This is a genomic window from Vibrio sp. 10N.261.55.C5 (genome assembly GCF_041470505.1).
Taxonomy (GTDB): Bacteria; Pseudomonadota; Gammaproteobacteria; order Enterobacterales; family Vibrionaceae; genus Vibrio; species Vibrio crassostreae_C.
In genome coordinates this window covers 1-24,331 of the sequence record NZ_JBFRMS010000020.1, presented here as the reverse complement: position 1 = coordinate 24,331, position 24,331 = coordinate 1, and the positions used below count along the sequence as shown (strand labels likewise).

Below are 24,331 nucleotides of genomic sequence, written 5' to 3'. Positions count from 1 at the left end.
TTTATCCCTTCACTTGTCCATCGAGTGTGAGTAATGGTTTGTAGTGCTCTGGTCGACGGTCTCTAAATAGCCCCCAAGCTTCGCGTTGGTACTGGATATTATCGAGGTCAAATTCATGAATAATCACGCCTGAAGTCTCGCGGTCAGCTTTCGCGACAATTTTCCCGGTGTAGTCAGTGATAAATGACGAGCCAAAGAACGTGAGCTCAAGGTCACGATATTGCGCTTGCTCAGTCCCTATTCTATTTGATGCAATCACAGGAATTTGGTTTGCGGCTGCATGACCTTGCATCACACATTGCCAATGAGGTTGAGAGTCCATATCAGGTTGACTCGGCTCGCTGCCAATTGCCGTGGGAAAGAAAAGAAGTTCTGCACCATGCAGAGCCATGCTGCGCGCAGTTTCAGGAAACCACTGATCCCAACAAATACCGACGCCAATTTTCGCATAGCGGGTATTCCAAACTTTGAAACCTGTATCGCCAGGACTGAAGTAGTATTTTTCTAAATACCCATCACTATCAGGAATATGCGTTTTACGGTAAGTTCCGAGTAATGATCCATCGGCATCAATCATGGCTAAAGAGTTAAACTTAACGTTGCCTGATTTTTCGAACCAACTGAAAGGCAGCACCACTTCAAGCTCTTTAGCAAGTTTAGAAAGACGTTGAAAAGCTTCATTCTCTTCAAGTTGTGTGGCGAGCGCATGGTATGACTCATGAATCTCTATGCAGAAGTAAGGTGTTTCGAATAACTCTTGCAGCAAGATGATCTGAGCACCTTTGGCTGCGGCCTCACGAACTAACCTTTCAGCATGTTCAATATTTGCTTGGGTATCCCAACTACAAGCCATCTGAGTGGCTGCTACAGTGACGTTTCTCATCATAATCCTTATGTATTTCTTACTGTTACGAATATTTTTAATACCATTTAGGTTATTATGGAAGTGCATAATTTTTATTTGGATATGAAGGATTTCGATAACTTATGGATGTAGATATCAATCAGTTGCGTCTTTTAGTCGTGCTAGAACGTGAAAGGAATTTGTCAAAAGCCGCTCAAAAACTGTTTATGAGTCAATCGGCGGCGAGTCATGTGTTAGCGAAGCTGCGAAGTCGTTTCGATAACCCTTTATTTATAAAAACACGCATAGGGATGGAACCTACACCTTTACTAGAAAGCTTGTTGCCTGATATACAAAAAGGCCTTAGCTCGATTGATATGGCGTTTGATCGCATGAAGCCTTTTGAACCGATGCTTGATGCGAAAACGTTCTACATTGGAGCTATTGACTATTTTGAGTTTTATGCGCTACCAAAACTCGGTAAGACCTTTGAAAGAAGTGCGCCGAACGTGCGCGTTGCGATTGATATTTTGTCTGAGAACATGCAAATGGAACGTATTGAGCAGGGGAGATTAGATTTGATTCTGGGGGTTGACGACTTACAGGCCATACCTCGATATTACAATCGATACCATTGGTTGACGGACTCTTACGTTGGTATTGTTGCAAAGGCTTCAAGTGTTAAAAGCAAGCTCACTTTAAACGAATTTGTTCAAGCGCCACAAATACACCTCCCACTGATTAATTCAGGGGCCGATCCCATTGACCGATGGCTACACCAAAATCACCACTCGCGTCATATATCAATGATTGTACAAAGTTATGCGGTCGGTGGCATGGTGACAGCGCAAACCAATAATTTAATGTGTGTACCTTTGAGAGTGGCGCAAGAATTAAAAGAAATGCTTCCTTTACGTATTGTCGAGTTACCGAAAGATGCTCCTAACTTGTCGTTAAGTATGTTTACCCATCAATTGTATGATAACCAAGACAGCATTCAATGGCTTATTAAACAGATACATATGTGTACTTAAAGAGGGAACAACTTACTCTCTTCAGCATTCGTTTACCTATGCTGTTACTTAACGAACGCTTGGATGTGTAGTTAAAGTTCTTATGAGCTTTTAGCCTTAGACGATCAGGAAAGGACAATTTTAGGTAAAGCTATATAAAGTGTAAGTATATGAATCGTCTTTCAAATCGGTCTATTTATTACTAAAAGAAACAATCCCCTGCCCCACCCTACTTTATATATTTAACCAATGAAGTGGGCTCATTAGACACTAATTGTTTGGATCTCCTGTACTTCAGTATCGCTATCTTGTATTGCTGTGGAACTGAGCAATATGGTCTTCGGTAGTAAAAAGTTGTCAATGCTCAGCCTGAGCATTGACAACTTCAAGTTCGGTTTTTCTATTAACCCGTCATGTATCACGGGGGTAAATTCGACCAAACAGTCAACGTTCACTGTTCAGCTTTATTCGATATTGGCTGCTAACCCAATAATATTTTTATAGTCATCCCATAACCAATAAGAATTTTTATCTTCGTTATAGGAGTTGACTTGGTTAAGTGCCGAATCATAGATTTTTAATGTGAGCCATTCATTTTGCTTATACGTGTTAGGTTGAGTCGCAAAAAACGTCAACATAACTTCTTCATACCCTAAAGTCTTACTACCTCCATGAGGCTTATATTCGGTTTTGGAGTTACATTCACTAACAGTACTGAATTGAAATTTCATAAAAGAAGCGATAGTTATCTGTGATAATAATGCTAGGCTCCCCCACTCGGGGGCGAAAGTAGAGTAGGTATTAGTTCTTCTCTCAAAATTTATAGAGTCAGTATGATGCTCTACGATTCCGAATAATAAGACAGCAATATTAATACAATCCAAATTCTTTGGTTTGTATTTAACTATGTAATCCAAACTACTATTAAACTTTCTAATTATTTGCTCTACATCCCTTAGTTCAAGGTCGCTTTTATCTAAGAGCTTTGATATCAATAGGTTGTTATTTTCATTATTGCTACCAAATGGAAAGATATTAATTCCGGCTAGTTCATACACTGAGAAGTCAAATTTTTTAGCTTTAATATAATCGAAAATTGAAGGTTTTTTCAAAGATATACGTTGATTGAAAAAACGTCTTAAGTAACGTTCCGATTTAAACCCGGAACCATAAATCGCTTTTATCGAAGACTCTAGTGATTCTGTGTCTGTAGCTATTAAAAATGCACAACCTTCAACATTAAAAAAGTGCTTAATGATTTCCAACATTTTTATCGCGTAATCTGGCCTACATCTATCTAGCTCATCCAGTAGTACTACTATTGGAGCTTCTAGATCATATAACTCAGACATAATCACACTGATCGTTTTTATTTGTTGTCGAATACTAGTCATGGAGTCTAATAAATCATTTTGCTGTGAGACCAACTTTGCTAATATTGATTCATTGACACTATCTACTCCTTTCAAGTTTGATAATTTTGGACTAGTTGTTCCAATGACTTGCTCTAGCAATTTCAGGTGGGTGAAATCTGTGTGCTCTCCTGTTAATAAACTATAACTTTCCCCAGTTGCTTGTGTAACAGCAATCAATTTATCAAAACTAAGCATCAGCCGATTCAAATGCTCGACACAGCTGTTATAAATTGTAAATCTTTTGTCTGCTTTACAGTTTCTAAACATGAATCCTAGTTGGTTTAATAGTTCTGTACAGACAACCGTCAGAGGATCTTTCAAAAAGTCACTTTCCCAAGCATCGATATATACAACTGGATGGGATTGTTCTGCAAGTTCAACGTATAACCGCCTCAAGAACTCTGTCTTACCAGTACCCCATGAACCGTTTAAGTTAAGAACAAATCCATCCTTTTCAGAAGTCAATACAGACAATAAAAATTTCCCATATTCCTCTCTGTTTGTTATGCACGTTGACCAGTTGTATTTGTCTTTCCATTCAGCATAACGACTTGCATGAGTCACAATTTTCATAAACTCTCAATTCTACTAAGTATTTTAGTAATCTTACACGCAACTTGATAATTTTTAATAGGAATATATCGCAACGAGTTATCTGCCATTATACTTTTTACAAAAAAAGCCGAACTCAAATGAGCCCGGCTTAACCCCCTAAGATTAAGGAGGACGACTAACTCGATTAAGGATCGTTTGCAGTCGAAGTAACCCTATCAACAAATCCTTTACACGTATCGAATAGTCGGCGTATTTCTTACATCCCACCCCAGAAAACCATACTTTTCTAATCCAATTTCTTGATATTAGCTATCGCTCTAGCAAGTCCAAGTAAGTATGTTGATGTCTTTATTTCTAATTCAGACTGAATCCCCAAAAGCGCAATCCCAGCTAAGATTTGTTGTGGCCTCACCACTTGGCCTGTCGGCAACTCCATTCTGTCGTATAACATTTTGAACTGTACCCAATCTTCACTAATGCTTAGTTCCCGACCTTTTGCCATTCTCATAAGTCTTTTACACTCGGGCGGGATAGGATTTCCCTCATCCCAACCTGTGACAGTTCTCACAGATTTAAAACACAGTTCGGCGACCTCTTCCCTTGTCATTTGGCACTCTAACTCTCGAAAAATGTAATTCTTACTCATTTCGCGATACTTCAATGATAAAACCTCTAAATACAAGAGGTTGCACTGAATTGATGATATATGCACCATTAAACATAATCAGACAAAGTGCGCACTATCTAGATAATAAATGTCACCAGTCACATAAGGACTTATGAGCTTTATGACTTTTTAGATGGTACCGTAAATGTTTGGCTGAGTTATCATCATCGTCTTAATTTTAAGTTGCTACTTTTGCTATTCACGGCCTGTGAGTTAACAACAGAGGTACTATCGTTATACCCGCGACAGTGTTTATTTCAGCTGAACATTGAAATAAAGATAACTCGCGATTTTTATTTTTTGTCAATGCTCAGCCTGAGCATTGACTAATTGTAGGGGAGTTATGTCAAATAAATGAGAACTAATTTTTGGCATTTAATTTTGTTTTCGGGTTTCTCTAAATAAATGTTTGTGGACTAAAATTGATAGTTGATTATATGTATCACGCGTTCGGTATAAAGGAGGGAGACGTTGAAAACACCTTCTGTTACATATGTGTGTGGTGAGAGCATACTGACCATAACGGCATTATTGTAGAGAACGATGAATCCTTGTGTCATGAAGTCGCTCTCTGGAGCTGTCATATTGACTTTGAGGTTCTTCACTTTAGTGGCTGTTTTCCTCTTTCATCTCGCTCTACACCAATATTTATATCAGCATATTTAGATAAGGGTTTCTCTATTACTTGGATATCGATGATAGTTAAAATGTATTCGAAAATATCAACACTTTTGATGTGGCGAATGCGGTCTTGACTGAGTATTGAGGTATGGGAAATTTTCTAAGCTAGATACATTCTAATGAACCAGCGGTATGCGATATTAACTAGAACTTCATCCGCTAGTTAGCTCTCGATTTTTACACCAAAAACATAACGAATCAGAGGGGGGGAGTAGGGGGCACGGGGCACGTTATTTTTGTAGAAGACGTAATCTGCTTCGTATCTGTTGAACTCAAAGTTTATAACGCTATCAACTTTCTGAACACTCTGTTCTATGGGAGCATTTTCAATTCGTATTGATGGGGAGAAGGTTTTTGAAGTATCTATATTTCGATACTCTTATTCGATAAGAGGTCTAGCGGAAAGCTAGACCTCTGTAATCTGTCTGACACCTACAGTATAAGTTAATAAGTTTCGTCACTAGTTTCTGAAGAGTGGGGCGCTAGTTCTTGCTATTGTTTTTCAATACATCTTGAATAGCGGAATCCAATTGGGACTGAACTTCTTTTGACAATCGCCCAAACTCATACGAAAAATTACGACCTTTCACTTTTTTGCGAGCAAACATGCCTTTACTATCAAATTCAGCTAAAGGAGTTACCAGCGCTTTGTCTGATTCTTGCTTTGTTTCTACGATTTTTAACTGATTTTTGATGTTAGAAATCAAATTTTCTTTAATATCTTCTTGGCTTTGCTCAGGCTGAGCATTGACAGAGATATTCGCTATTTTTTTGATGAAACTGCTCAAAGCTTTCTTGTCGTAGCTAAAGGTTTTCATTACTTTAGCTAAGAGAGAATAATCTGTATGGGACAAATCGTTAACGATAGGAAACAGGGTAATGAGGTTGCTATCAATACTGGCGGCTTTCAGAGCTCGACCCACAGCTTGACGGCTAATGTTTAAAATTTTTGCTACATCTTCTTGAGTGAGGTCACCGTTATTCATTAAGGTTTGACACTGCAATCCAATTTCACGTTGATTGTGCTCTTTGGCGGTTTGCAACTGCTTAGCTAGAGCTTTGGCATCTGCAGTCGACAGTTCATCTTGGGTGACGAGAATTCGAAATGTTTTTACTCGACCTTCTTGAAGTAGAAACCAAGCACGACGGCGAGATCCATCAAGTACATCAATATGACCATCTACTTCACGGCCAACGGCGGGATAGAACTGCTGAAATTCCAACGAATTCAAATCTTCCAATGATTCTTTGTTCAATAAAGACTGATCACGTCCATTTACATCAAAAGTAACTAGAGTGTTTTGTTTTACCTGCTCGTATGACAGTGTCACTTCATTAAAAGTCGCAGTAGTACCAGAAGCAAGTTGCCATACCATCTTTTGACCTACTGATTTTAAACCGAATTTCTGTTGCAGGTACTCGGCAGTATTTTGGCCGCTTTTTTCTAATTCTGTGTTGAGTTGCGCTGTTAAAGTCTCTAAGTTTGCTTTGGCTGCGGATTGCTGTGCTTGCGCTGAACCAGGTGCATTGCCTAGAGGACTACCACCACGTTTCTTTGCCATTATTTGTTCTCCTGTTCACGCCAAACGTTTAAAATATCGCGCAAGATCTGGCTCGTGACTTCATAGCTATTTTGTTGCGCACTTTGGAAGGTTGCTTTGCTTTTCGGGTATTCACTTTTTGACATGTCAAATACCGTCGAGAGTAGGGAAGAAGACTGACGAACAGCTTCACTGTGCTTAAATTCTTTTGAGTATAAATAAGGAGAGAAGTGATCGTATAAGCTGTTCATCAACTCGGTAGTCGTTGAGCTGTCACGATGATTAGTTAGTAATATTTTCATGAAGTCATAGCCCTCATGGTTAGCGTTTTCTAACAATGCCCACACTTGTGGGATATAGCTAAAGTAAGAGCATGTAGCATCAATGTCGTTTTCGGTAATCGATAACGGGAACACGACATTTGTTGCCGCAAAATATGCGTTGAAAGTCGCATAGCCTAAAGAGGGGGGGGTGTCGATGATGATTATATCGAACTCGCCTTTTACGCTATCAATGATGTCGTCAAGTAATGAATAAGGAGAAGCTAAAGTTTGACTAAACACTTGTTCATGGAACCATCCTTCCATTGCTCGGTCACTTTGTGCAGCAGGTAAAATTCGTAAATTAGGGATAGTAGTCTCAAGAAAGGCTTCAGAAATAACTTGTTTAACAGTTTCACCTTCATCGAGATCAAATGTTTTCATCATTAGATCACCGACAGACAAGTAGCCTTCTTGTTCGGCTTCAGGAGCGTAGTACATTGATAATGTCGCTTGACCGTCCATATCAATTAAGCCTACACGGTACTCTTGGTGAAATTCGGTCGCTAAACCTGATGCGATAGTTGCGGCAGAAACAGTTTTTCCAACACCACCTTTTTGGTTCTGGATTACCATAACTTGCGTCTTTTGATTTTCATTACGCAGGAATTTAGGGTCTTTACGCAGGCTTTCAGGCAGTAAATCACGGACCTTATACATTTCTGCAATATCGATGGACCATTGTGAGTCTTCATGGCGACGTGGGTCTATTTCTGCAGCAGTGACGTAGCGGTCTAGTGTTTTCGCATCAATTCCTAGATAAGTTGATGCTTCAGCCCGGGTAAAGTTTCGTAGTTCTTTACGGTGATTGGCGAGTAAACGCTGGTTTCGGCGCTGAATATAGGCATCAGCACCTACTTTAAGCGCTTGAAAAGTAGTAGTAGTATGTTGGTTATCCATTTCTGTCTCCATATAGGAATAATAAATAGTATATACCTCAACTTTTGATGTTGGTAGTTAAAAATGATGGATTTTGTGTTTAGAGAATTTGAGACTGGTGTTTTTCTAACTTATTGCTAGGGAGTCTTCATTTAAACTTACACAGTGTGCGTAAGAGTCTATTAAGATTGATGGAGTTTAGTTAGGTTCATATGCATTGTTGACTTAAGAAATCGTTTAGAAGCTTTTGTTCGTGCGATCAGAGGTTGTATAAAGCACTACATTGTAGTGTTTTTAGCATCATGGGAACTTAAGGTCTTGAATAAGTTAGCGAACACGAAAATAACTGATTTTAGACACATGAAGGTAAATGAAAACGATAAATTAATATTATTTCATTAACATTAATTAGTGATTTATATCTAGTTGGCTTGTACGCATCAAAACTATTTGATGATCTACTTCTAGCTTTTTCTAACTGAACTTGAAAAAATCATACTGCCGATCAATCGTAACGTTACGATTTTTAATGGAGTTAAGTTATGAGTGTAAAACTAGTTAATGTTATTTTAGCTTTTCTATTGCGAATTTTTTTTGTAGCGCACATGCTGAATTAATAAATCCTAACGCAACAATTCAAACAAAACAACTATACCAGAACCTGCAAGGGTTGGAGGGTAAAGTACTATTTGGCCATGAAGACTCACTCGCCTATGGAAATGATTGGTGGGGGACAAAACAAGCTCCGCTATACTCAGATATAAAAGGGTTAACGGGAAGCTATCCTGCCGTGTTTGGTGCTGATATTGGTGGTATTGGTTTAGGAAATGATAAAAATCTAGATGGCGTAAGTTTTAATGATTACCGTCATTATATTCAATCAACTTTTCAGATGGGAGGAGTAAATACCATCTCATGGCATATGTATAGTCCAGTCGATGGGCATAATTCTTGGTCTAAAAATTCATATGTTAGTTCGGTAATCCCTGGTGGAAAAGATCATCAGAAGCTAAAGGGATATTTAGATAGTTTTATAGCGTTCAATGAAACCTTAAAGGTAGACAAAGATAATAAACAGATTTGGATCCCTATTGTTTTTAGACCATGGCACGAACACAATGGTGACTGGTTTTGGTGGGGGAAAGGGCATACAACTGAACAGGAATATAAAGCACTTTGGAAGTTTACTGTTGAGTACTTAATAGATAAGAAACAGAATAACCTCATTTTCGCCTTCTCACCAGATCGTAGCCGTTTAGACTTAGCTGATTTTAAAACTTCTTATCTATATGGATATGCGGGTGATCAGTACGTTGATCTACTTGGTATGGATAATTATTGGGATCTGGGACACGGCTCAAATAAATTGTCATCGGTGCTCCAACAAGCGCAATTTATTGAGAGTTTAGAAAAGTTGACGGATCTTGCTTCTAAGAAAAGAAAAGTATCAGCACTTACAGAAGGTGGGCAAGAGGGAGTAAAAGAACCAAACTTTTGGAGTGAACGCTTTGTTGCCGGTTTACTACATAGTGAAAAGACTCGTCGATTATCATATGCCTTAGTATGGCGTAATAACTTTTCTGGCAATGGTAAACAAGGGCATTTCTTTGCCTCTTACCCTGGACAAGGCAATGATGATGATTTTATAAAAATGTCTGTGAACGCTGATATTATAATGTCAGATTCATTGCCACATTTGTATAAATGACCAATTGTTAAAGTATCGGCTCTGCTAAGATCTAGTTATTGGTGGTTTACATACCTAGCGAACCTGTTGTCTGTACGCTACTGCGGTGCGTTTTAGTTGTGCACCGCCGTGTAAACAGGCGCTGCAAGTGCCTTTATCGTCCGGTTCATAATACTTAAATGCACCGGTACCACTGACTAATTTTGCTTATCACGGGGATCAGCTGCTCCACGTATGAATCAGGCAACTTATAATTAAGTTGCCTTTTTACATTGTGCTTCTAGTAATCAAGTGTTCCTCGGATAGGATAATGGTTATCTGGATTACGAATCCATTTTAAACCACGAGTCAATGCACCTAACTCAGGTCTTAAAAATGGGTTGTTTGATATATCGACTACATGCAAATCCCCATATTCGTTGACGACAAATAGCCCGGGCTCTGAAAAGTTATGGTCGGTTTCTTCTTTAGAGCGTGGTAGAGAAATATAAAGGCCAAGCGTTTGCATTTGTTGTTCGCTTAAACTATGGGCAATCGGGAAGCTGATGTCGAGTTTATCTAGATGTTGTTCCAATTGTTGTTTTGAATCACCAGAGACAGCTAAAATATCGACGCCAGCATCTCTAAAAGCCTGCTTGTAACTTTCAATCTCGTTAAGGTATTTGGTGCAGAGCGGACAATGCTGACCACGATAGACAAATACCGCTTGCCACGTTGCTTCCCCTCTAGGTTGGCCTAGTTTGACTTTGGTCCCATCCAATTTTGTTGCTTCTAATGTAGGGAAGGTGTCACCTGCTTTGAGTTTCTGTGAGTATGTCATTTCGGGTCCTTGGATTGAATTCGCAACTAAGTAAATAAAAGGTAAAATACGGTGAGGCAAGTTGCAACTAGTATAGATTTAGTTACCTCATCAAGTGGTTTTCAGCAAAAAGAAGTGGCGTAAAAAATTTCGGCTTGAGGAAGTTTGGCTTCTCAGAAGTCGATAATACGGTTAGTGATTTTGAATTTGTTTGTTAATTGAATAGGGGAATTACGTTTGAGTTTGCAACCGATAGCCGCCAACAAAGAAAGGTATTTGTTCATTCAGAAAATTAGCTACGACTACGTTGTGCATCACGGGTGTGTTTTACAACACGACCGTGCTTAATAAATACTCTCTCGACATTTAGTAAAACATCCTCCATAGGAATCAATACCGTTTTTGCTGGATCGAATCGGTTCGGCTGTTCTATGTCAATATCTGAGACAATCATTATTTTGTCCGCCAGGATAATGTCTTGCGCAGAGAGTAAGTTTTCAATACCCATAGCACCTTGCGTTTCAACCTTGATTGAAATATTGAATTTATGAGCTGTTTTATTTAAAGCATCAGCTGCCATATATGTGTGTGCAATACCTGTAGGACATGCGGTTACCGCTACAATTTTCATCATTCTCTTGTTTTAACCTCACTACTTTATTTTCTTAATGTGGGAATTACGCACATTTAGAGGAAGAAGTTGTTATAGATTAACAAACACCAATTACTATACGTCTTAACTAAGGCGAGACAGAGCAATATATGGTCATTATCTGCTTAGAATTACAAAGCCGGTAGTGTTTGACGGTTGTATTGTTATTGTAGGTGCTAAAAGTACCGCTGTAGTTAAATCTACCGTTGAACTTGGGGTTACCCAACTAGCAACGGTTTTTGTGCTCACGCGGTGAGCTGTATGATGAATTTTTTATGCTCGCTTCGTTCTATAATAATGCGTTCATCATATCGAAGAGCTAATAGTCTTTAAAAATAGTTTAGAGGCACACCTAAGCTAAATAGTGCCTAGTGTTAAAGCTCTGTACCCCAAGGTGCTGGAGAGTTATTTGGAGTATGGTTTAACTCATTGTAACTACAGTTTTTGATTTTTTGGATTCACTGTAAGCTAATGCGTCAAGTGCTTGATGAAATTTAAAAGTAGTTGGTGTACTAGTTTCGATGCAACCTTTTTCTATTGCCGCAAGTAATTCTTCGCCGCTTTCCATCAACACGCGCCAATCGTCTTGGTCTCCAAAGTCATGTAATGCACCAAGCGCTATTTCATGGTATGAAATAGTACGAGTAAATGCTGGATCAATTGGTGTTGGTATGCGATCTTGAATACATACAATATGTCCATTAGCTCTTAGTTTTGGCACTAAATTAGCTGCACTTTCTCTACTCACGGCATCGAAAATAGCGAAGTATTTTTTATCGATTTGCGTGGACTGTCGATAAAGTTGGCTTATACCAAGACTTAATGCTTGTTCTTCACTTAGGCTTCCAGAAATGACATCTACGGTATAACCAGCATTTATTAGAATCTGAGATAAAAATTTGTTTACCGCGCCAAGACCAACAACGAGTACTTCCCGTTGGCGTGTTAGGGGGATTTTTTCAAATGCTTGCCATGCAGTAAGCATAGGGCAGGGCAGTGTTGCCAAAAGTTCAAATGAGAGGTTATCAGGCACCATCATCACTCGTTCAATATTCAGGGCCGTATATTCGCTAAAACTACCATGTCGTTGTAATGAACAATGGTACGCTACTTTACGGCCAATTAAGTTCGTATCTACCTTAGAACCTACATGTACAATGACACCAGCACCATCTACACCCGGAACATGTCCGCTAGGCCAGTTCAAAGGGTTAGTTTTGATAAACTTCCAGTCGACAGGGTTTATTCCAATCGCTTTATTTTGTACTAAGATTTCATCTGCATTTAAATCTTGCGTTTCTGTCTTGTCTAAAACAAGACTTTGTGTATCTGCTTGATATTTCCAAGCTTTATATTGTTTCATCTTATTTTTGCTCGCTGGATGAAAAAAGGTAAGGTGTTAAATTCTGGTTGTTGATATGCATTGTTGCGTCCAATAGGTCAGGTTAATGCTCTTTTTAAGCTGATGAAAACTGTTTTTCGGCAAATTGCCGGATTCGAATGAATCCGACATATTGTGTTCTATTTAGCCGTTAAGAGAGCAATCATGTTTATTGCAACTGCAGTTGCAGAGGCTGGATTTTGACCGGTAACGATACGTCCATCAATAATGGAAAAAGATTCGAAATTATTATCTGTTTTCTGATATTTGACATTAGCTTGTACTAGACTTTGTTCTAATGAAAATGGCACTATCTTAGTTAGCTTAATATTTTCTTCTTCTTCATCTGAAAAACCGGTTATATTTTTTCCTTCAATGAGCAAATTACCAACCTCATCAGTAGCCGTTAGTAGGCCAGCTGAGCCGTGACATACTGCCCCTAACACACCATTATTATCATAAATATTATAAATGATTGCATCCAGCTCAGGATTTCCCTTGAAATCCCACATCACTCCATGTCCGCCAATCAGGTACACGGCGTCATAGTCGTTTTGTGCTGCTTGACTCAAAGACATCACATTCTCGTTACCCAATAGAGCTCGTGTTTGAGAAGACAACAAAAAGTTCTTCGCGCTAGCATCCATTTGGTCTAGACTGCCAGGATCGAGAGGGTAACCATTGCCATCGATACTAGCAAAACTGACTTTTATATTACTCTTAATAAATTCATCGTAAGCATGACTAAGCTCAGAAAGCCAAACGCCAGTTTGGTGCTCGGTTTCTCCTAAAGAATTATGACTTGTTCCAATCATTAATACCTTTGGTTGAGCAATAGCTGTTGAGCTGAACAACAGTAATGAGATAAGTATATTTTTAATCATTTTTTACATGTCCTTAATAATTTAAAAATCATTATTACCTTTAGTTTTCTTGACTAGAAATTATCATTAATTATGAATTTGATAAATATATGTAATATAGGCGTAGTCTATCAATGATGTTTTAGATATTAGGTGCAATAACTTTTCATACGAGTATCGAGTTGATAGGGGGGATTACAAAATATACGTGGCAAATTTTCGGCCTAACTTACCTTTAACCAACGATATTTTTGTAATCCAGATTGGTTTTACTGAGTAATTTAGTGGAACTACATCCAAAGCCGATGTTCTGATCCATCATATTCACTTTCTTTCTTGGTTTATGTCTATAACTCCCTATAAAACAAAGAGGTGGAAGAAAAATAACCAACGGTTCAGGCATTGTTGTTTAAATGAATTGAAGTTTTTCCAAACTCTTTGAACAGGTCCTTTGTGATGTATAGACCGGTGATAACATGGGTAAAGCGTAAAAGAAGAGATCTAACTGGGCGGTTTACAATAAGGCTCGGCGTTGAAGGGGCCCCTCATCATTTCCCATTGATATTGGGATTAGTCAATTTTATATCGCCGATGATTTCGTACATCTCTTCATAGACAAGGTATGGATAGAACTCGGCGGTGTTTAATGGGAGTTAGACCGCCGTTATACTGATGTGGTCTGAGTTGGCAGTAATACCCAATGATGTAGCGAGTGATTTCTTGTTGAGCCTCAGCAAAGCTACGATAACCCACCGTTGGCACCCATCCGTTTTCAGACTTCAAAAGAATCGCTCCATCAGCGCATTATCCCAACAGTTTCCTCGACGAGATAAACTCTGCTTTATTTGAAAGCGCCACAATAATTGATGGTATTTACGACAGGTATAGTGACTACCTTGATCGCTGTGGAACATGACACCTTTAGGCTTTCCACGAGACTCATAAGTCATCGAAAGCACTTTGCCTGTTAGTCGAGAGTCAGGTGATAACGACATCGACCAACCAATCACTTTATGGACAAAAAGATCGATAACAACCGCTAAATACATCTACCGATTACCTGTCCAAATATACGTAACATCACCAGCCAAAAATTCATTTGGGACGGTAACCGAAAACTGGCGACTTAAGTGATTTGGAATTTCAATGTGTTCTTGTGAAGCCTTTCTGTAACGATGCTTTGGTTCTTGGCAACTCACTAAACCAAGTGTTCTCATCAGCTTTGTTACTCGGTATCGGCTCAGCTTTTCGCCTTGATTTGTGACTATATCTGCAATGGTTCTCGCTCCCGCTTAGCCATTGCTTGCGGCGTAAGCCTAGCTCATCAAGTTGCGAAGTTTTACAGCTTCAGCATTGATTACTGTTAGGCGTTTATGCCAATAGTTATAACTATTGGCATAAACATTGAAGACTTCGCATAATGTTTTTATGTTGTAGATCTGCTTGAGTTTCTTGATTATCAAGAATTGTTCAGTGAGTCCGACATCAACAGAGCCGTTGCTTTTTTTAGTATTTCATTATGCTCTTCAAGACGAGCCAGCTTTTTTTTTAATTCCCGAATTTCTATTTGCTCAGGGGTCATAGGTGAAGCTTTCGGTGCTTTCCCTGGCGCTCTTCTTTTAATTGGCGAACTCATTTATCCATCGTGGATTTACCTACACTCATGGCTTGGGCTGCTTCAGTCACGGAATAGTTTTGGTCTAGGACTAACTGCGCCGCTTCTAACTTAAACTCTGCGCTAAACAGTCGTCTTGTACGTTTTGTCATAATGTCACCTGTTACCTTATGAGGTGATGATATCACCTCTAATTAAGTGACCAAATTCACCGTATCACTACAAATGCTGTTGGCTTGGAAGCCGAAATGCCACTTGGCTTGTATTGCAATGAGGCCATTACAGCACATCAAGATTTCAGCGAGCAACGCAATAAGAAGCTGGATATCCAATCGCTTAGTACAAATCATCAGATTATAAGGATTATACCCTCACACTTTTTTATATTGGTTTTTACATAAAATTATTCAATATCAATTATTTAATTGGTGTTATTTTGTAGATATTCTCACATTTACTACCATTTAATATCATGTTTTTTTCATTTTAGGTTTCTATTAATGTACAGTATTTGTACATTAATAGTTCGAATGAGGTGAACAAAATGGCAAAAATACTGGGATCTAAGCAGAAAAAGTACTTAGAATTTTCTATCCATCCGTATGCACTTCCAGCATTTGAATTTTTTAATCAGAGTACGCTTTTGGTCAATAAGGCGAAAATGGAACGTCAGGCTCTAATTGATTTAAACGTGGGGTTACCACTGCAGGGGGTATTTGAGCCTAATCATCTTCAAATCGTTTCTGGGTTCGAGTTCATTAGTTTTTCTCTTGCAGAACTCAATCTATCTGTATGTGAAGTAATTATTCATAGTAACTTGGCAGATAAAGACATTGCTCAAAAAGCATGGTCCGCCGTCATTCGCTCACTACTAACGTCACTAGATCCACACCAGTTAGAACTTACTCGCAGAGCACTGAATGAGTCTGCTCCAAAATCAGTCCTCAATTCTTTTTTTGGTAAAAACAAGCTATCTCAATCTTGTTTTGCAGAAATTATGCATCTGTCACGCAGCACACTTGCCCAACAGTACTCAAAAGCCGAAGGTGATAAGCTATTAGTTCAAGAAGAAGTTCCTACAATTTTCTCACTACTACAACAGAAGGCTAAAAGTGATCTCTCTGGCATTAAAAACTGAACATTGCTGATTGGTCTCCCCTATGATATCTAACCAGCAGGTGCATGACTTTGATGCCCGCTTTAGTACTTTTAAAGCGATCACTCTGTTACCGATTCATAACCAAAACGGCGGTGTAAATGATTGATGACTTTTTCGAACGGTATAAAGAGAAGAATATCGAGCGATTTTTTAAACAATTACTCCCTTTTGGCAATGCTGACAATATTGCAATAGCTAAAGAAGTCCAACGGTTATGCAACCTCGTTGCTCCAAAATATAAACAAGAGTTTGAAGAGGTTGAACTCTTGGTTCAGCGTACCAATACGCTGGCAAATCAAAAGTTGAATAGGACCCTCCACGACGTCTTCAAAAGCATTAATCGAAACCAGGCCGTTGGAGTACACCATCTTCCAATATTTCTTGCCTCGAACCTTCTTTTGACCTCCTATGACCCCACTAGGTTTGAGCAATATAAAGCATTAACACTGTTGTGCGTTACTCGTCTAGCTTTCATTGGTTCGCATCAATCTAAGATCAAAGCAATTTGTGATGATGTACGTCTGTTTTCTCAAGGTAAAAGAGAAAATATGGCGGCTTATTTACCGGATATTCATGACCTCGACTTTCCATCGCTTGTTGCTGAATTTCAGTTACTTGTCGATGAAGAAAATACCAACTCTCCACCATCAACCGTGGTTAATCAGCTAAACCACTATCGCCGTCCCTATGAAGCCAGCTTGGATCACAGTGAAGGTTTCACTCGGAAAACCACATCCACAGAGTTCAAAAAGAGCGGTCAACTACAAACCAGTGACGTGAAAACTTTGGATGACGATGAAGCGAGTTCATTGTTGGAAATTCAGCAGATCCAACCATCAATAAAGTTTCATCATCAATGGCAAAGAGAAGATGAATCTGGCGATGCAACGCGCACTCTCAACATCGTCACCTCCAAATCATCGAACCCAAAATCTTACGCTGCCGAGGCAATGCTCGCACAAGCCGTCAAAAATAAAATAGCAAAGAAAGAGATGGCTATGGCTTGCGATACCTCTGTTAGCACTAATTATGAAATTGGAGCGGTAGTAAATTTTTGCCTTACCCAAATAGAAGAAGAAAATACAAGTACCAAATCTGCACAGTTGCTGCTCATTATGCTAATTACGGGCAATACTTCAGCACAAGTAAAAAAACTGAAGACAAAGAGACTAAAGCTCTCAGGTTTAATTGGTTTTCAGCGCACACATACCCTACCTTCCCAAAATCAACGTCCAGAGCTCCGTACCTTGCTAAATGTTACGGATAAGAAGTACTGGTCTCCTCTGCCCAAGATCGTCACACAGAGACTACAGAGTTTAACCTTTACTGATGTAACCGATGACGATCTTAACGACTTACTCAAGAGCCTAAATAAAAATTATGGTACTCACATTACGCTAACTAGAGTTTCAGCCTATTTAAACCAGAAACTGACTCACGAGAATATTGACCCAACAATTATCGCTTTACTGACCGGCGCAGTCGCTCGAACTGTTCCTTCGACTTATTATCTAGGCTTATATAGTCATAAACTCTATGAGACGTATCGACGATATCTTACGTTTCTTTCTAAATTTCACTGTGATGATGCGTTAATTATTTTTGCCTCTGAGCCTGAAAATATTAAGTTAGGTTCGCCTTTACATATTGAACATCGGCTCCTTCAATGGCTATTTGAGAAGCTCATTACCAAAATAAAGGATCAACGGAACAATCTAAGCACTGAGCAGTGCCACAATGACGTCACACTCTATACTCAGTTAGTCCTTGCTTTATCCTCAGGCTATCGACCAGTGACAGGCTGGTTTGGCAAACTCAGTCACATGCATCTCGCTACGGGAGATTACTGGATTTCAGATAAAGAGTCCGGCATTGGTGACAACAGTCGAGTAGTGATCTTGAGCCCAGCGGCAATTCAAGTTGTGCGCTATTACCTCGAATATTGTGAACAAATGATTGTAGAGCATGGGAATAGCAATGTAAGTCTTAGCCGTTGCTACAAGCAGATTGTCGATGGTGATGAGTATCTGTTTTTTTATCAAAAAGAGGGAGAGTTGTTGCCTTGTACGCCGTCGAATTATACCACGATGATAGATGATATTTGGCCTCTACAACCTAACTGGGCACGACATCATATACGATCAACACTGAGTCAAACTGGGGTCGATTCAACCTTAATCAATGCATGGATGGGTCATGCTACAAATGGAAAGCGCTGTTACCACTCCTATAGCACCTTATCGAGGACACAATTAGAAAAAGTAACAGATACTATTGAAGAGCATTTATTACAAATAGGAGTCGAGACTATACAATGGACCAAATTGGCTTAGAAGCTCGCTCGAAAAATCGATTGAAGCAGATAGAGCGTGTTAAAAACAAAGCTAGGCAGTTGTTTGAAAAGCAGTTTCCGAACCCGTCTCACATACCAACTCAAGATAACTTTCATGACAAATGGATGCTTTATCTGAGTGACATTACTGAGACATTTGGAGCTCATAAAGACTATCGACGTGCGTTTAACTGGGCAGTTAAGCTGGTGTTATCATATCAAGAGCAATATAGTTGGAAAGTCACTCCACCCTCATATATTGTCACTAATAAACCGCCAAAGCAGCTTAGAACGCTAGAATGGATGCAGCACGCATGGCGCGTCCATAACTTCTATCAACTTTGGTACCAACAGCTTTTATCAAAACCTGTCGATGACCAGGCGCAGTCGTTTAACAATGTTGTACTTTCGTTTATCTTTCATAGCGGCCATTGTACACCTTGCGTGGTGAAGGCGTTCATTGAATATATTAGTGGTAAATCACTTGCTCTCAAACAATGGGATGAAACCCCCTTTGTTTCATTGCTAACAAAAGGGGGGTCATTCAATACCAACATAAAAGTTGACGAGCAGCCACTCACCCAGTTTCAGTGCTACTTACATCCTGTTACGCTCGGTTTACTCAGAACATGGCATCGTTGGAAAGATGAAAACTGGTGTGCTCCTAATGATGAATCCTATTTGATGAAAATGCTCACTGGCAACAATCTATCATTGACCTTCAACCAGCTTTGCTGCTCTGGGGTATATGTATGTGAGCAGCATCAAGGCGTTTCTATTAATCAGGCGTTGGTTGAGTATCAAGTTGGTTCAACCAAATCTTATAGTTTACCGACTTGCGATCTTGCTCGTATCCTCCATCCTGAGGTTGCCATCGCTAAAGATTTTGCACCACAATCCACGAAACACGCTTCCAATAAGTCGACATCACATAAAATTGAACGAAACTTCGACACAAGTATAGATACTTATCAGGAACTAAAAGTCAGTCTGTACCCTAAAAATGGAGCGAAAGAGCTTAGTAAAAAAAAACTATTGGTGGACTTAAATGCTCTGGTTGAACGGATAAAATTATCCCCTAAGCAAGTGAATGAGCGGCTTATTGTTGACTGGTACTGCCATAAATTGAGTACGACTTGTGGCATTCCAACGATTAAAAGATATCACGCTAATTTGACTCGGAAGTGGATATACCTCTGCAACCAAAATCAGCTAGATAAACTTGAATCTGATGAGCTTGAATCCATTTATCAATACGCAATAGAGACTCAACCAACGATTAAGTCGCAGAAGTATTTTACAGCGAGGCTCAAGGACCTGCATGGTTTTGCAGTAGAGCACTATAACTTTGCACAGATCTCTGAGCAGTATCTCCATTGCGACCCCACACAGACTCATACTCGAGCGGGTTTTATTGATGAAGCCCTATTCCTTGCTTTACTTAATACAATAGAAGCCAGCAATGATTTCGATGACGCGGATAAGTTATGCTTACAATCAATTTGTATCATTGCCTATCGCTGCGGCTTACGTATTTCTGAAATAAGAAAGCTTCGGATGAAAGATATTGAGCATTCCAATATCGGTTGGTTATCCATTCGTTCAAGTTATTTAGGTGAAAATAAAACTGCCAGCAGTTTAAGGAAGGTGCCATTGCACCCTTTGCTGTTAGATCACGAAGAAGACATAATTAACAAATACTTCCATCTGAAATTTGAACAACAAACGTCGAAAACAAAGCCCTTTTTCTCTTTAGGTCATGCCAATTTACCATTTAGTACATTCGATGTATCACATCTCATCGGTTGCCTTCTAAAAGCGTTATCGTTAAATAATCATTTAGTGTTCCATCACCTCAGACACGCGTGTCTCAGCAAACTTCAACTCCTTTTGGAGCTACCTGACAATCACCCTATACCAAATCAACTCATTCCATATGATGAACAACAGAGGCAGAAAATTAAGGCTACGGTATTTGGCCGTTCGCTGATGACTGGCTACGATGCTATTGCTGCATTTGCAGGACATGAATCTCCAGCTATGACCTTTATGCACTATTTTCACTTCTCAGACTGGATCGTGGCACACAAATTGAGCCTGGCTGACTATTCACCAATAACCAAAAAAGAAGCGCATTATTTAGGTTTACTACCCAAAAATACAGCAAGCGATACAAATAATAATCAGATCTTGAAAGAATCTAGCGCCTACCTAATTCGCAAACTTCGCGTTAAATATCTAGAAACCCAAATAGAGAAAGGGAAAGTTCCGGCACTCTCACTAATGATGCCCGACAATGAAGTCATCTCGATCCCAATTTGCTATCAAGCATTGACTACTTATAACAAAGGGTTCCAAGTGGGCGATATATGCGCTAAATACAGACTGAAACAGAGGACTGTTGATAAGTGGATTAAGAATGCTGTGGAAATTAAAAGCTATGCTACTGAATCGAAAGGCACAGAGTACCGACGACACTTTACAAGTGCTCGTATCGACAAGCTGTTACCGGCTCAACTCAAAACAGAAGCAGAGCAAGTGCGCTTAAATCAATATGCTTCTAAGTTAAACGAGGCCTTGAAAGACGACTCCAAACGCCATGCAATTCTGGATGCTATAAAATATGCGCTTCAACATACCAGCTCTTCACGATCTGGGGTCTACTTTAACTCACCCGACCGGTTAGAGCTGTTTGTTGAGGCATGTCACTCGTTTATACCAAAAGCGCACTGGAGAGCCGCCACTCAGTTTGTTGAGAAAAGTATTCAGCGTGAAGAGTGGCGTTTAGCTACAAAAGGAATATCAAGCTACTCGGAGCGGAAACCTTCAGGGCGCAGTAAAAAAAGTCGAGGGGCAATCAGGCTAGAGTTAATTCACCCTCACACACAACAAGGTAAGAAGATCAAAGTCAAACGTTCGTCGTCAACATTGATGTATTTATTCCACATGATGGGGATAATGATGCTTTAACCGGAAACCACAAGACGATATGCCTCGCAGCACAATGAAGATAAATGCCTCATGGTTTGTGAGGCTTTGTCTCCTGAGTCTTCTGAACAATTACCCAGCTTTCTAAGAGTGATAGCGTTATTTTCTTAAAATTGTTTCAGGTCTATCAAGCTCGGTTGTCTTGTTCACGCTTAACCATTACGTATGTTTTTCCTGTTCGGGCGTTGTAACTTCTTAAGCTCAAAGTGTTACCCAACATTTTTTTATCGATGTATTACTGTCTCTGACAGCGAACGTTTGTGGTAGCCATATTTCGACTTTCAGTATTTGTTGCACCCATACAGTGGCATAGATTTTCAGGTAAACCAATCACGGTATCTAGCAGGTTCTCTTCAATCAGTTGTAGTTGTTTTGCGGATTTCACCTTTTGCCGATGTACGCCATGAGGTACTACAGTGCGCATGCACCCATTTTCAGGTTGAAGTGTCTCAATCATGTGTACGTTTGGTGATATCACATTATGTGTTAGGGGGAGTATTCACATGGATAAAAAGCATCATGTTACTAAGAAAATCAACTCTCTCGACAGTATCGATCTCAATTTAGTTTGTTTCATAAAATAATGGAAATTAACGACCCCACCAAGAACCTATCAGTGAAAACCATCTCCACCTTGCTTCTCAAGCGATGAAATAAAAATGACTGGGGAGCAACTAATTGTTTTACAAGCCAAATCCATTTAAATAAGCACATGGACGCGTGGGCAACATCCAAAATCCTCTGAGGTTTAGAGATTTAACTGTTCTCACTATCATTTACGCTATCTTACTCCGAGAGTCAGAAATTGGTGCCATACGCAAAAAACAAATCACTATTTTGGATGATTGGGGTATCAATATTGAACGTGTATTATAGAGAACCAGTATTAACCCTGAGCTAAAACGATTAACGGACCGATTTGCATTCATTCTTCGTACTTACTTAAAAGAATATTGCGAACATCTTTAAGGTAATGAATTTATCTTCAGTTGGTCCACACCCATAGGCTTGAGACCCGCCGCGCACAGAGAAACACCGATGTCAGGCATGACCATTAATAAAATTTACCAACATGCTCATCAGTTTTTAGAACAGCCAGGTGACGTTGTCACAAGGAGTGTCATCATAGAGATGTTTGGAATGGTCACTCTAATCGTGTTGGTGCACTACAATATGGTTATGCCGCCGGATTAAGCTTAACCCGATTAATACAGGGGGATTGGAAAAGTGACAGTATGGTCCTGAGATACTTAAGAGGTTTAGACAATGACAAAAGCCCAAATCTTTTATTGCAAGATTAAGCGTGAAATGTCTGGCCGCTTTACCTCAGCTATTTTGCAGAACATCATAATTACATAGTTATTTTCAGACAAATGAAACTAGTTGTTTGCTTTATAATCAGTAATTAAGATTTAAACTAATAAAATAGTGCTTTTTGTTTGTTACATTGATAAGCGTATAGTTTAATTCTTGGCATGATGCTCTCCAAAAAGCTGGTTAATACACCGAAGATAATTTACTGATGCCTCATGATAGATGTATGTTACCCCAGTAAGCACCGTGCTTAGGTAAAATGTGGCAAATCAGCTGATAAGTCGCATCGTTGATGTTGTCATCTTGGAGTGCACGGACGATAGAGTGATGCTGCTCATAGGAACGATATAGATGCTTTTCGTTGCCACCTAAATGATTTCTAGCTGTCGCCATTCTTGCTGAAATTAAAGCGTAAGATTCAACAAAATAGCGATTGTCACACAGTGAGATAAAAGTTTGGTGGAACTGGTTGTCTAACGTCAGATACTCAAGAGTACTAGCATTACTTAGGCATACTTGCATTTTGTCCAAAATAAAGCAGAGTTCTTGAATTAGCTGCTTAGGATTATTTTTCCACGCTAGTTTTAGCCCTTCGGACTCAATAAAGTACCTGAACTCCAGAAGGTCAGTAAATTCCTCTGCAGTAACATGAAAAACAAAGGTGCCACTTTTGGGCTTTATCTGCACAAGACCTTCACTCTGTAACCTTTTTAGAGCATCGCGTATGGGTGCTTTTGTTGCATTTAATTTGTTGGCTAAAACTGTTTCTGAGATTTTCATCCCCATAGGCAATGTACCAACAATTATCATCTCGCGGATACGACGGTATATGACATCTTTAAGTAGGTCTTGCTTCATTTGTTAGATACTCAGGAAGATTATATTTGTATTATTATATAATTTACTATTTGAATCTGAAATGTCAAGAGAGGAGGGCGGGAAGTGTAAAGTCCGGCCACCTCTCTCTCTATCACTACATTATAACAAGATAGAAGGTAGAAATAATGACAATTGTGGAATGAAGGTCACCAGCATTAACATTACTAACATGGCACATAAGAACGGTGTTATTGATTTTACAAGCTCTTCAAGAGATACATCCGCTACGCCTGTGGCGACAAACAAGTTGGCACCCAAAGGTGGTGTACAAAAACCAATCGCTAAGTTAACCGTCATAATGACACCAAAATGGACCGGGTCAATTCCCATCCCCTGGACTATAGGAAGTAAGATAGGTGTCAGAATGATAATGGAAGCAATAGTTTCCATGAACATACCAACAATAAGAAGCATAATATTTATTAGCAATAGTATGATTAATGGGTTTTCGGACACCGAGGTAATCATGTTGGCTACTTCAACAGGTACACGTTCAAGGGTCAGTAGTCGACCGAACGAAGCAGCCATCACCACCATCACGAGTACAGTTGCCGAAGTTAGCCCTGATTTCAGGAAAACGCTGCTCAAATCACTAAGTTTCAAATCACGATAAATATATAGACTTATAATCAAAGCATAGACTACAGCTACACCAGCTGCTTCAGTTGGTGTGAAGATACCACCGTAAATACCACCCAAGATAATAACTGGAACAATCAATGCCCACTGTCGGAAGACAATAAAGTT

The 24,331-nt window shown here is 39.4% G+C and carries 17 protein-coding genes and 1 pseudogene; 5 read left to right on the top strand and 13 right to left on the bottom strand.

Annotated features, from left to right (window positions below; translation table 11 throughout):
* Position 1 precedes the first annotated feature (1 nt).
* Positions 2-886, bottom strand: a complete 885-nt coding sequence (gene aguB / locus AB4263_RS09940; protein ID WP_081324642.1) for an N-carbamoylputrescine amidase — start codon at positions 884-886, stop codon at positions 2-4.
* A 101-nt stretch (positions 887-987) separates the two neighbouring features.
* Between aguB and AB4263_RS09935 the strand changes: the two genes are divergently transcribed.
* Entirely contained in the window at positions 988-1,878 is an 891-nt protein-coding gene (locus AB4263_RS09935; protein WP_102370494.1) for a LysR family transcriptional regulator, read from the top strand.
* Positions 1,879-2,321: 443 nt separating this feature from the next.
* On the opposite strand, the gene AB4263_RS09930 is transcribed toward AB4263_RS09935, so the two are convergent.
* From AB4263_RS09930 to AB4263_RS09915, 4 genes are all read right to left on the bottom strand, one after another.
* Positions 2,322-3,845 carry a P-loop NTPase fold protein gene (locus AB4263_RS09930; RefSeq protein ID WP_372098164.1) on the bottom strand — a complete coding sequence of 508 codons (1,524 nt, stop codon included), beginning with the start codon at positions 3,843-3,845 and terminating at the stop codon, positions 2,322-2,324.
* Positions 3,846-4,113: 268 nt separating this feature from the next.
* Positions 4,114-4,488 (bottom strand): regulator, encoded by a 375-nt coding sequence (locus AB4263_RS09925; RefSeq protein ID WP_372043080.1) that lies wholly within the window; start codon positions 4,486-4,488, stop codon positions 4,114-4,116.
* A gap of 1,169 nt (positions 4,489-5,657) precedes the next feature.
* Positions 5,658-6,737, bottom strand: a complete 1,080-nt coding sequence (locus tag AB4263_RS09920; protein ID WP_372036931.1) for a ParB family protein — start codon at positions 6,735-6,737, stop codon at positions 5,658-5,660.
* Positions 6,737-7,936, bottom strand: coding sequence for a ParA family protein (locus AB4263_RS09915; protein WP_102370500.1), 1,200 nt, complete (start codon positions 7,934-7,936; stop codon positions 6,737-6,739). Before AB4263_RS09915 ends, AB4263_RS09920 begins: the two co-directional genes overlap by 1 nt.
* Before the next feature lie 559 nt (positions 7,937-8,495).
* On the opposite strand from AB4263_RS09915, the gene AB4263_RS09910 reads away from it, so the two are divergent.
* Positions 8,496-9,623, top strand: coding sequence for a glycoside hydrolase family 26 protein (locus AB4263_RS09910; protein WP_372043085.1), 1,128 nt, complete (start codon positions 8,496-8,498; stop codon positions 9,621-9,623).
* Positions 9,624-9,882: 259 nt separating this feature from the next.
* Here the strand turns inward: AB4263_RS09910 and AB4263_RS09905 are convergent, their stop codons facing one another.
* From AB4263_RS09905 to AB4263_RS09885, 5 genes and pseudogenes are all read right to left on the bottom strand, one after another.
* The gene (locus AB4263_RS09905) at positions 9,883-10,422 is read right to left on the bottom strand and encodes a redoxin domain-containing protein (protein ID WP_372043079.1); all 540 of its coding nucleotides are present in this window, start codon (positions 10,420-10,422) and stop codon (positions 9,883-9,885) included.
* A gap of 271 nt (positions 10,423-10,693) precedes the next feature.
* Positions 10,694-11,032, bottom strand: coding sequence for a PTS fructose transporter subunit IIB (locus tag AB4263_RS09900; protein WP_372043084.1), 339 nt, complete (start codon positions 11,030-11,032; stop codon positions 10,694-10,696).
* A 442-nt stretch (positions 11,033-11,474) separates the two neighbouring features.
* Positions 11,475-12,416 carry an alcohol dehydrogenase catalytic domain-containing protein gene (locus AB4263_RS09895; protein ID WP_372043078.1) on the bottom strand — a complete coding sequence of 314 codons (942 nt, stop codon included), beginning with the start codon at positions 12,414-12,416 and terminating at the stop codon, positions 11,475-11,477.
* A gap of 158 nt (positions 12,417-12,574) precedes the next feature.
* On the bottom strand, positions 12,575-13,318 hold the full coding sequence (locus AB4263_RS09890) for a type 1 glutamine amidotransferase domain-containing protein (protein WP_372043077.1): 744 nt from the start codon (positions 13,316-13,318) through the stop codon (positions 12,575-12,577).
* A gap of 588 nt (positions 13,319-13,906) precedes the next feature.
* Positions 13,907-15,064: pseudogene (locus AB4263_RS09885) on the bottom strand (IS3 family transposase).
* A 392-nt stretch (positions 15,065-15,456) separates the two neighbouring features.
* Here AB4263_RS09885 and AB4263_RS09880 point away from each other — a divergent pair.
* From AB4263_RS09880 to AB4263_RS09870, 3 genes are all read left to right on the top strand, one after another.
* Positions 15,457-16,050 carry a hypothetical protein gene (locus tag AB4263_RS09880; protein ID WP_372043076.1) on the top strand — a complete coding sequence of 198 codons (594 nt, stop codon included), beginning with the start codon at positions 15,457-15,459 and terminating at the stop codon, positions 16,048-16,050.
* 119 nt (positions 16,051-16,169) lie between these two features.
* Positions 16,170-18,404 (top strand): integrase, encoded by a 2,235-nt coding sequence (locus AB4263_RS09875; RefSeq protein WP_102370505.1) that lies wholly within the window; start codon positions 16,170-16,172, stop codon positions 18,402-18,404.
* The gene (locus AB4263_RS09870; protein WP_372043075.1) at positions 18,386-21,373 is read left to right on the top strand and encodes a tyrosine-type recombinase/integrase; all 2,988 of its coding nucleotides are present in this window, start codon (positions 18,386-18,388) and stop codon (positions 21,371-21,373) included. Before AB4263_RS09875 ends, AB4263_RS09870 begins: the two co-directional genes overlap by 19 nt.
* A 253-nt stretch (positions 21,374-21,626) precedes the next feature.
* Here AB4263_RS09870 and AB4263_RS09865 read toward each other — a convergent pair whose 3' ends face one another.
* The 3 genes from AB4263_RS09865 to AB4263_RS09855 all read right to left on the bottom strand — a co-directional run.
* Entirely contained in the window at positions 21,627-21,815 is a 189-nt protein-coding gene (locus AB4263_RS09865) for a hypothetical protein (RefSeq protein ID WP_372098163.1), read from the bottom strand.
* 1,103 nt (positions 21,816-22,918) lie between these two features.
* Entirely contained in the window at positions 22,919-23,563 is a 645-nt protein-coding gene (locus AB4263_RS09860; protein WP_050613019.1) for a GntR family transcriptional regulator, read from the bottom strand.
* Positions 23,564-23,683: 120 nt separating this feature from the next.
* Positions 23,684-24,331, bottom strand: a 648-nt coding sequence (locus tag AB4263_RS09855) for a TRAP transporter large permease subunit (protein ID WP_372098162.1), incomplete at its 5' end; no start/stop codon positions are given.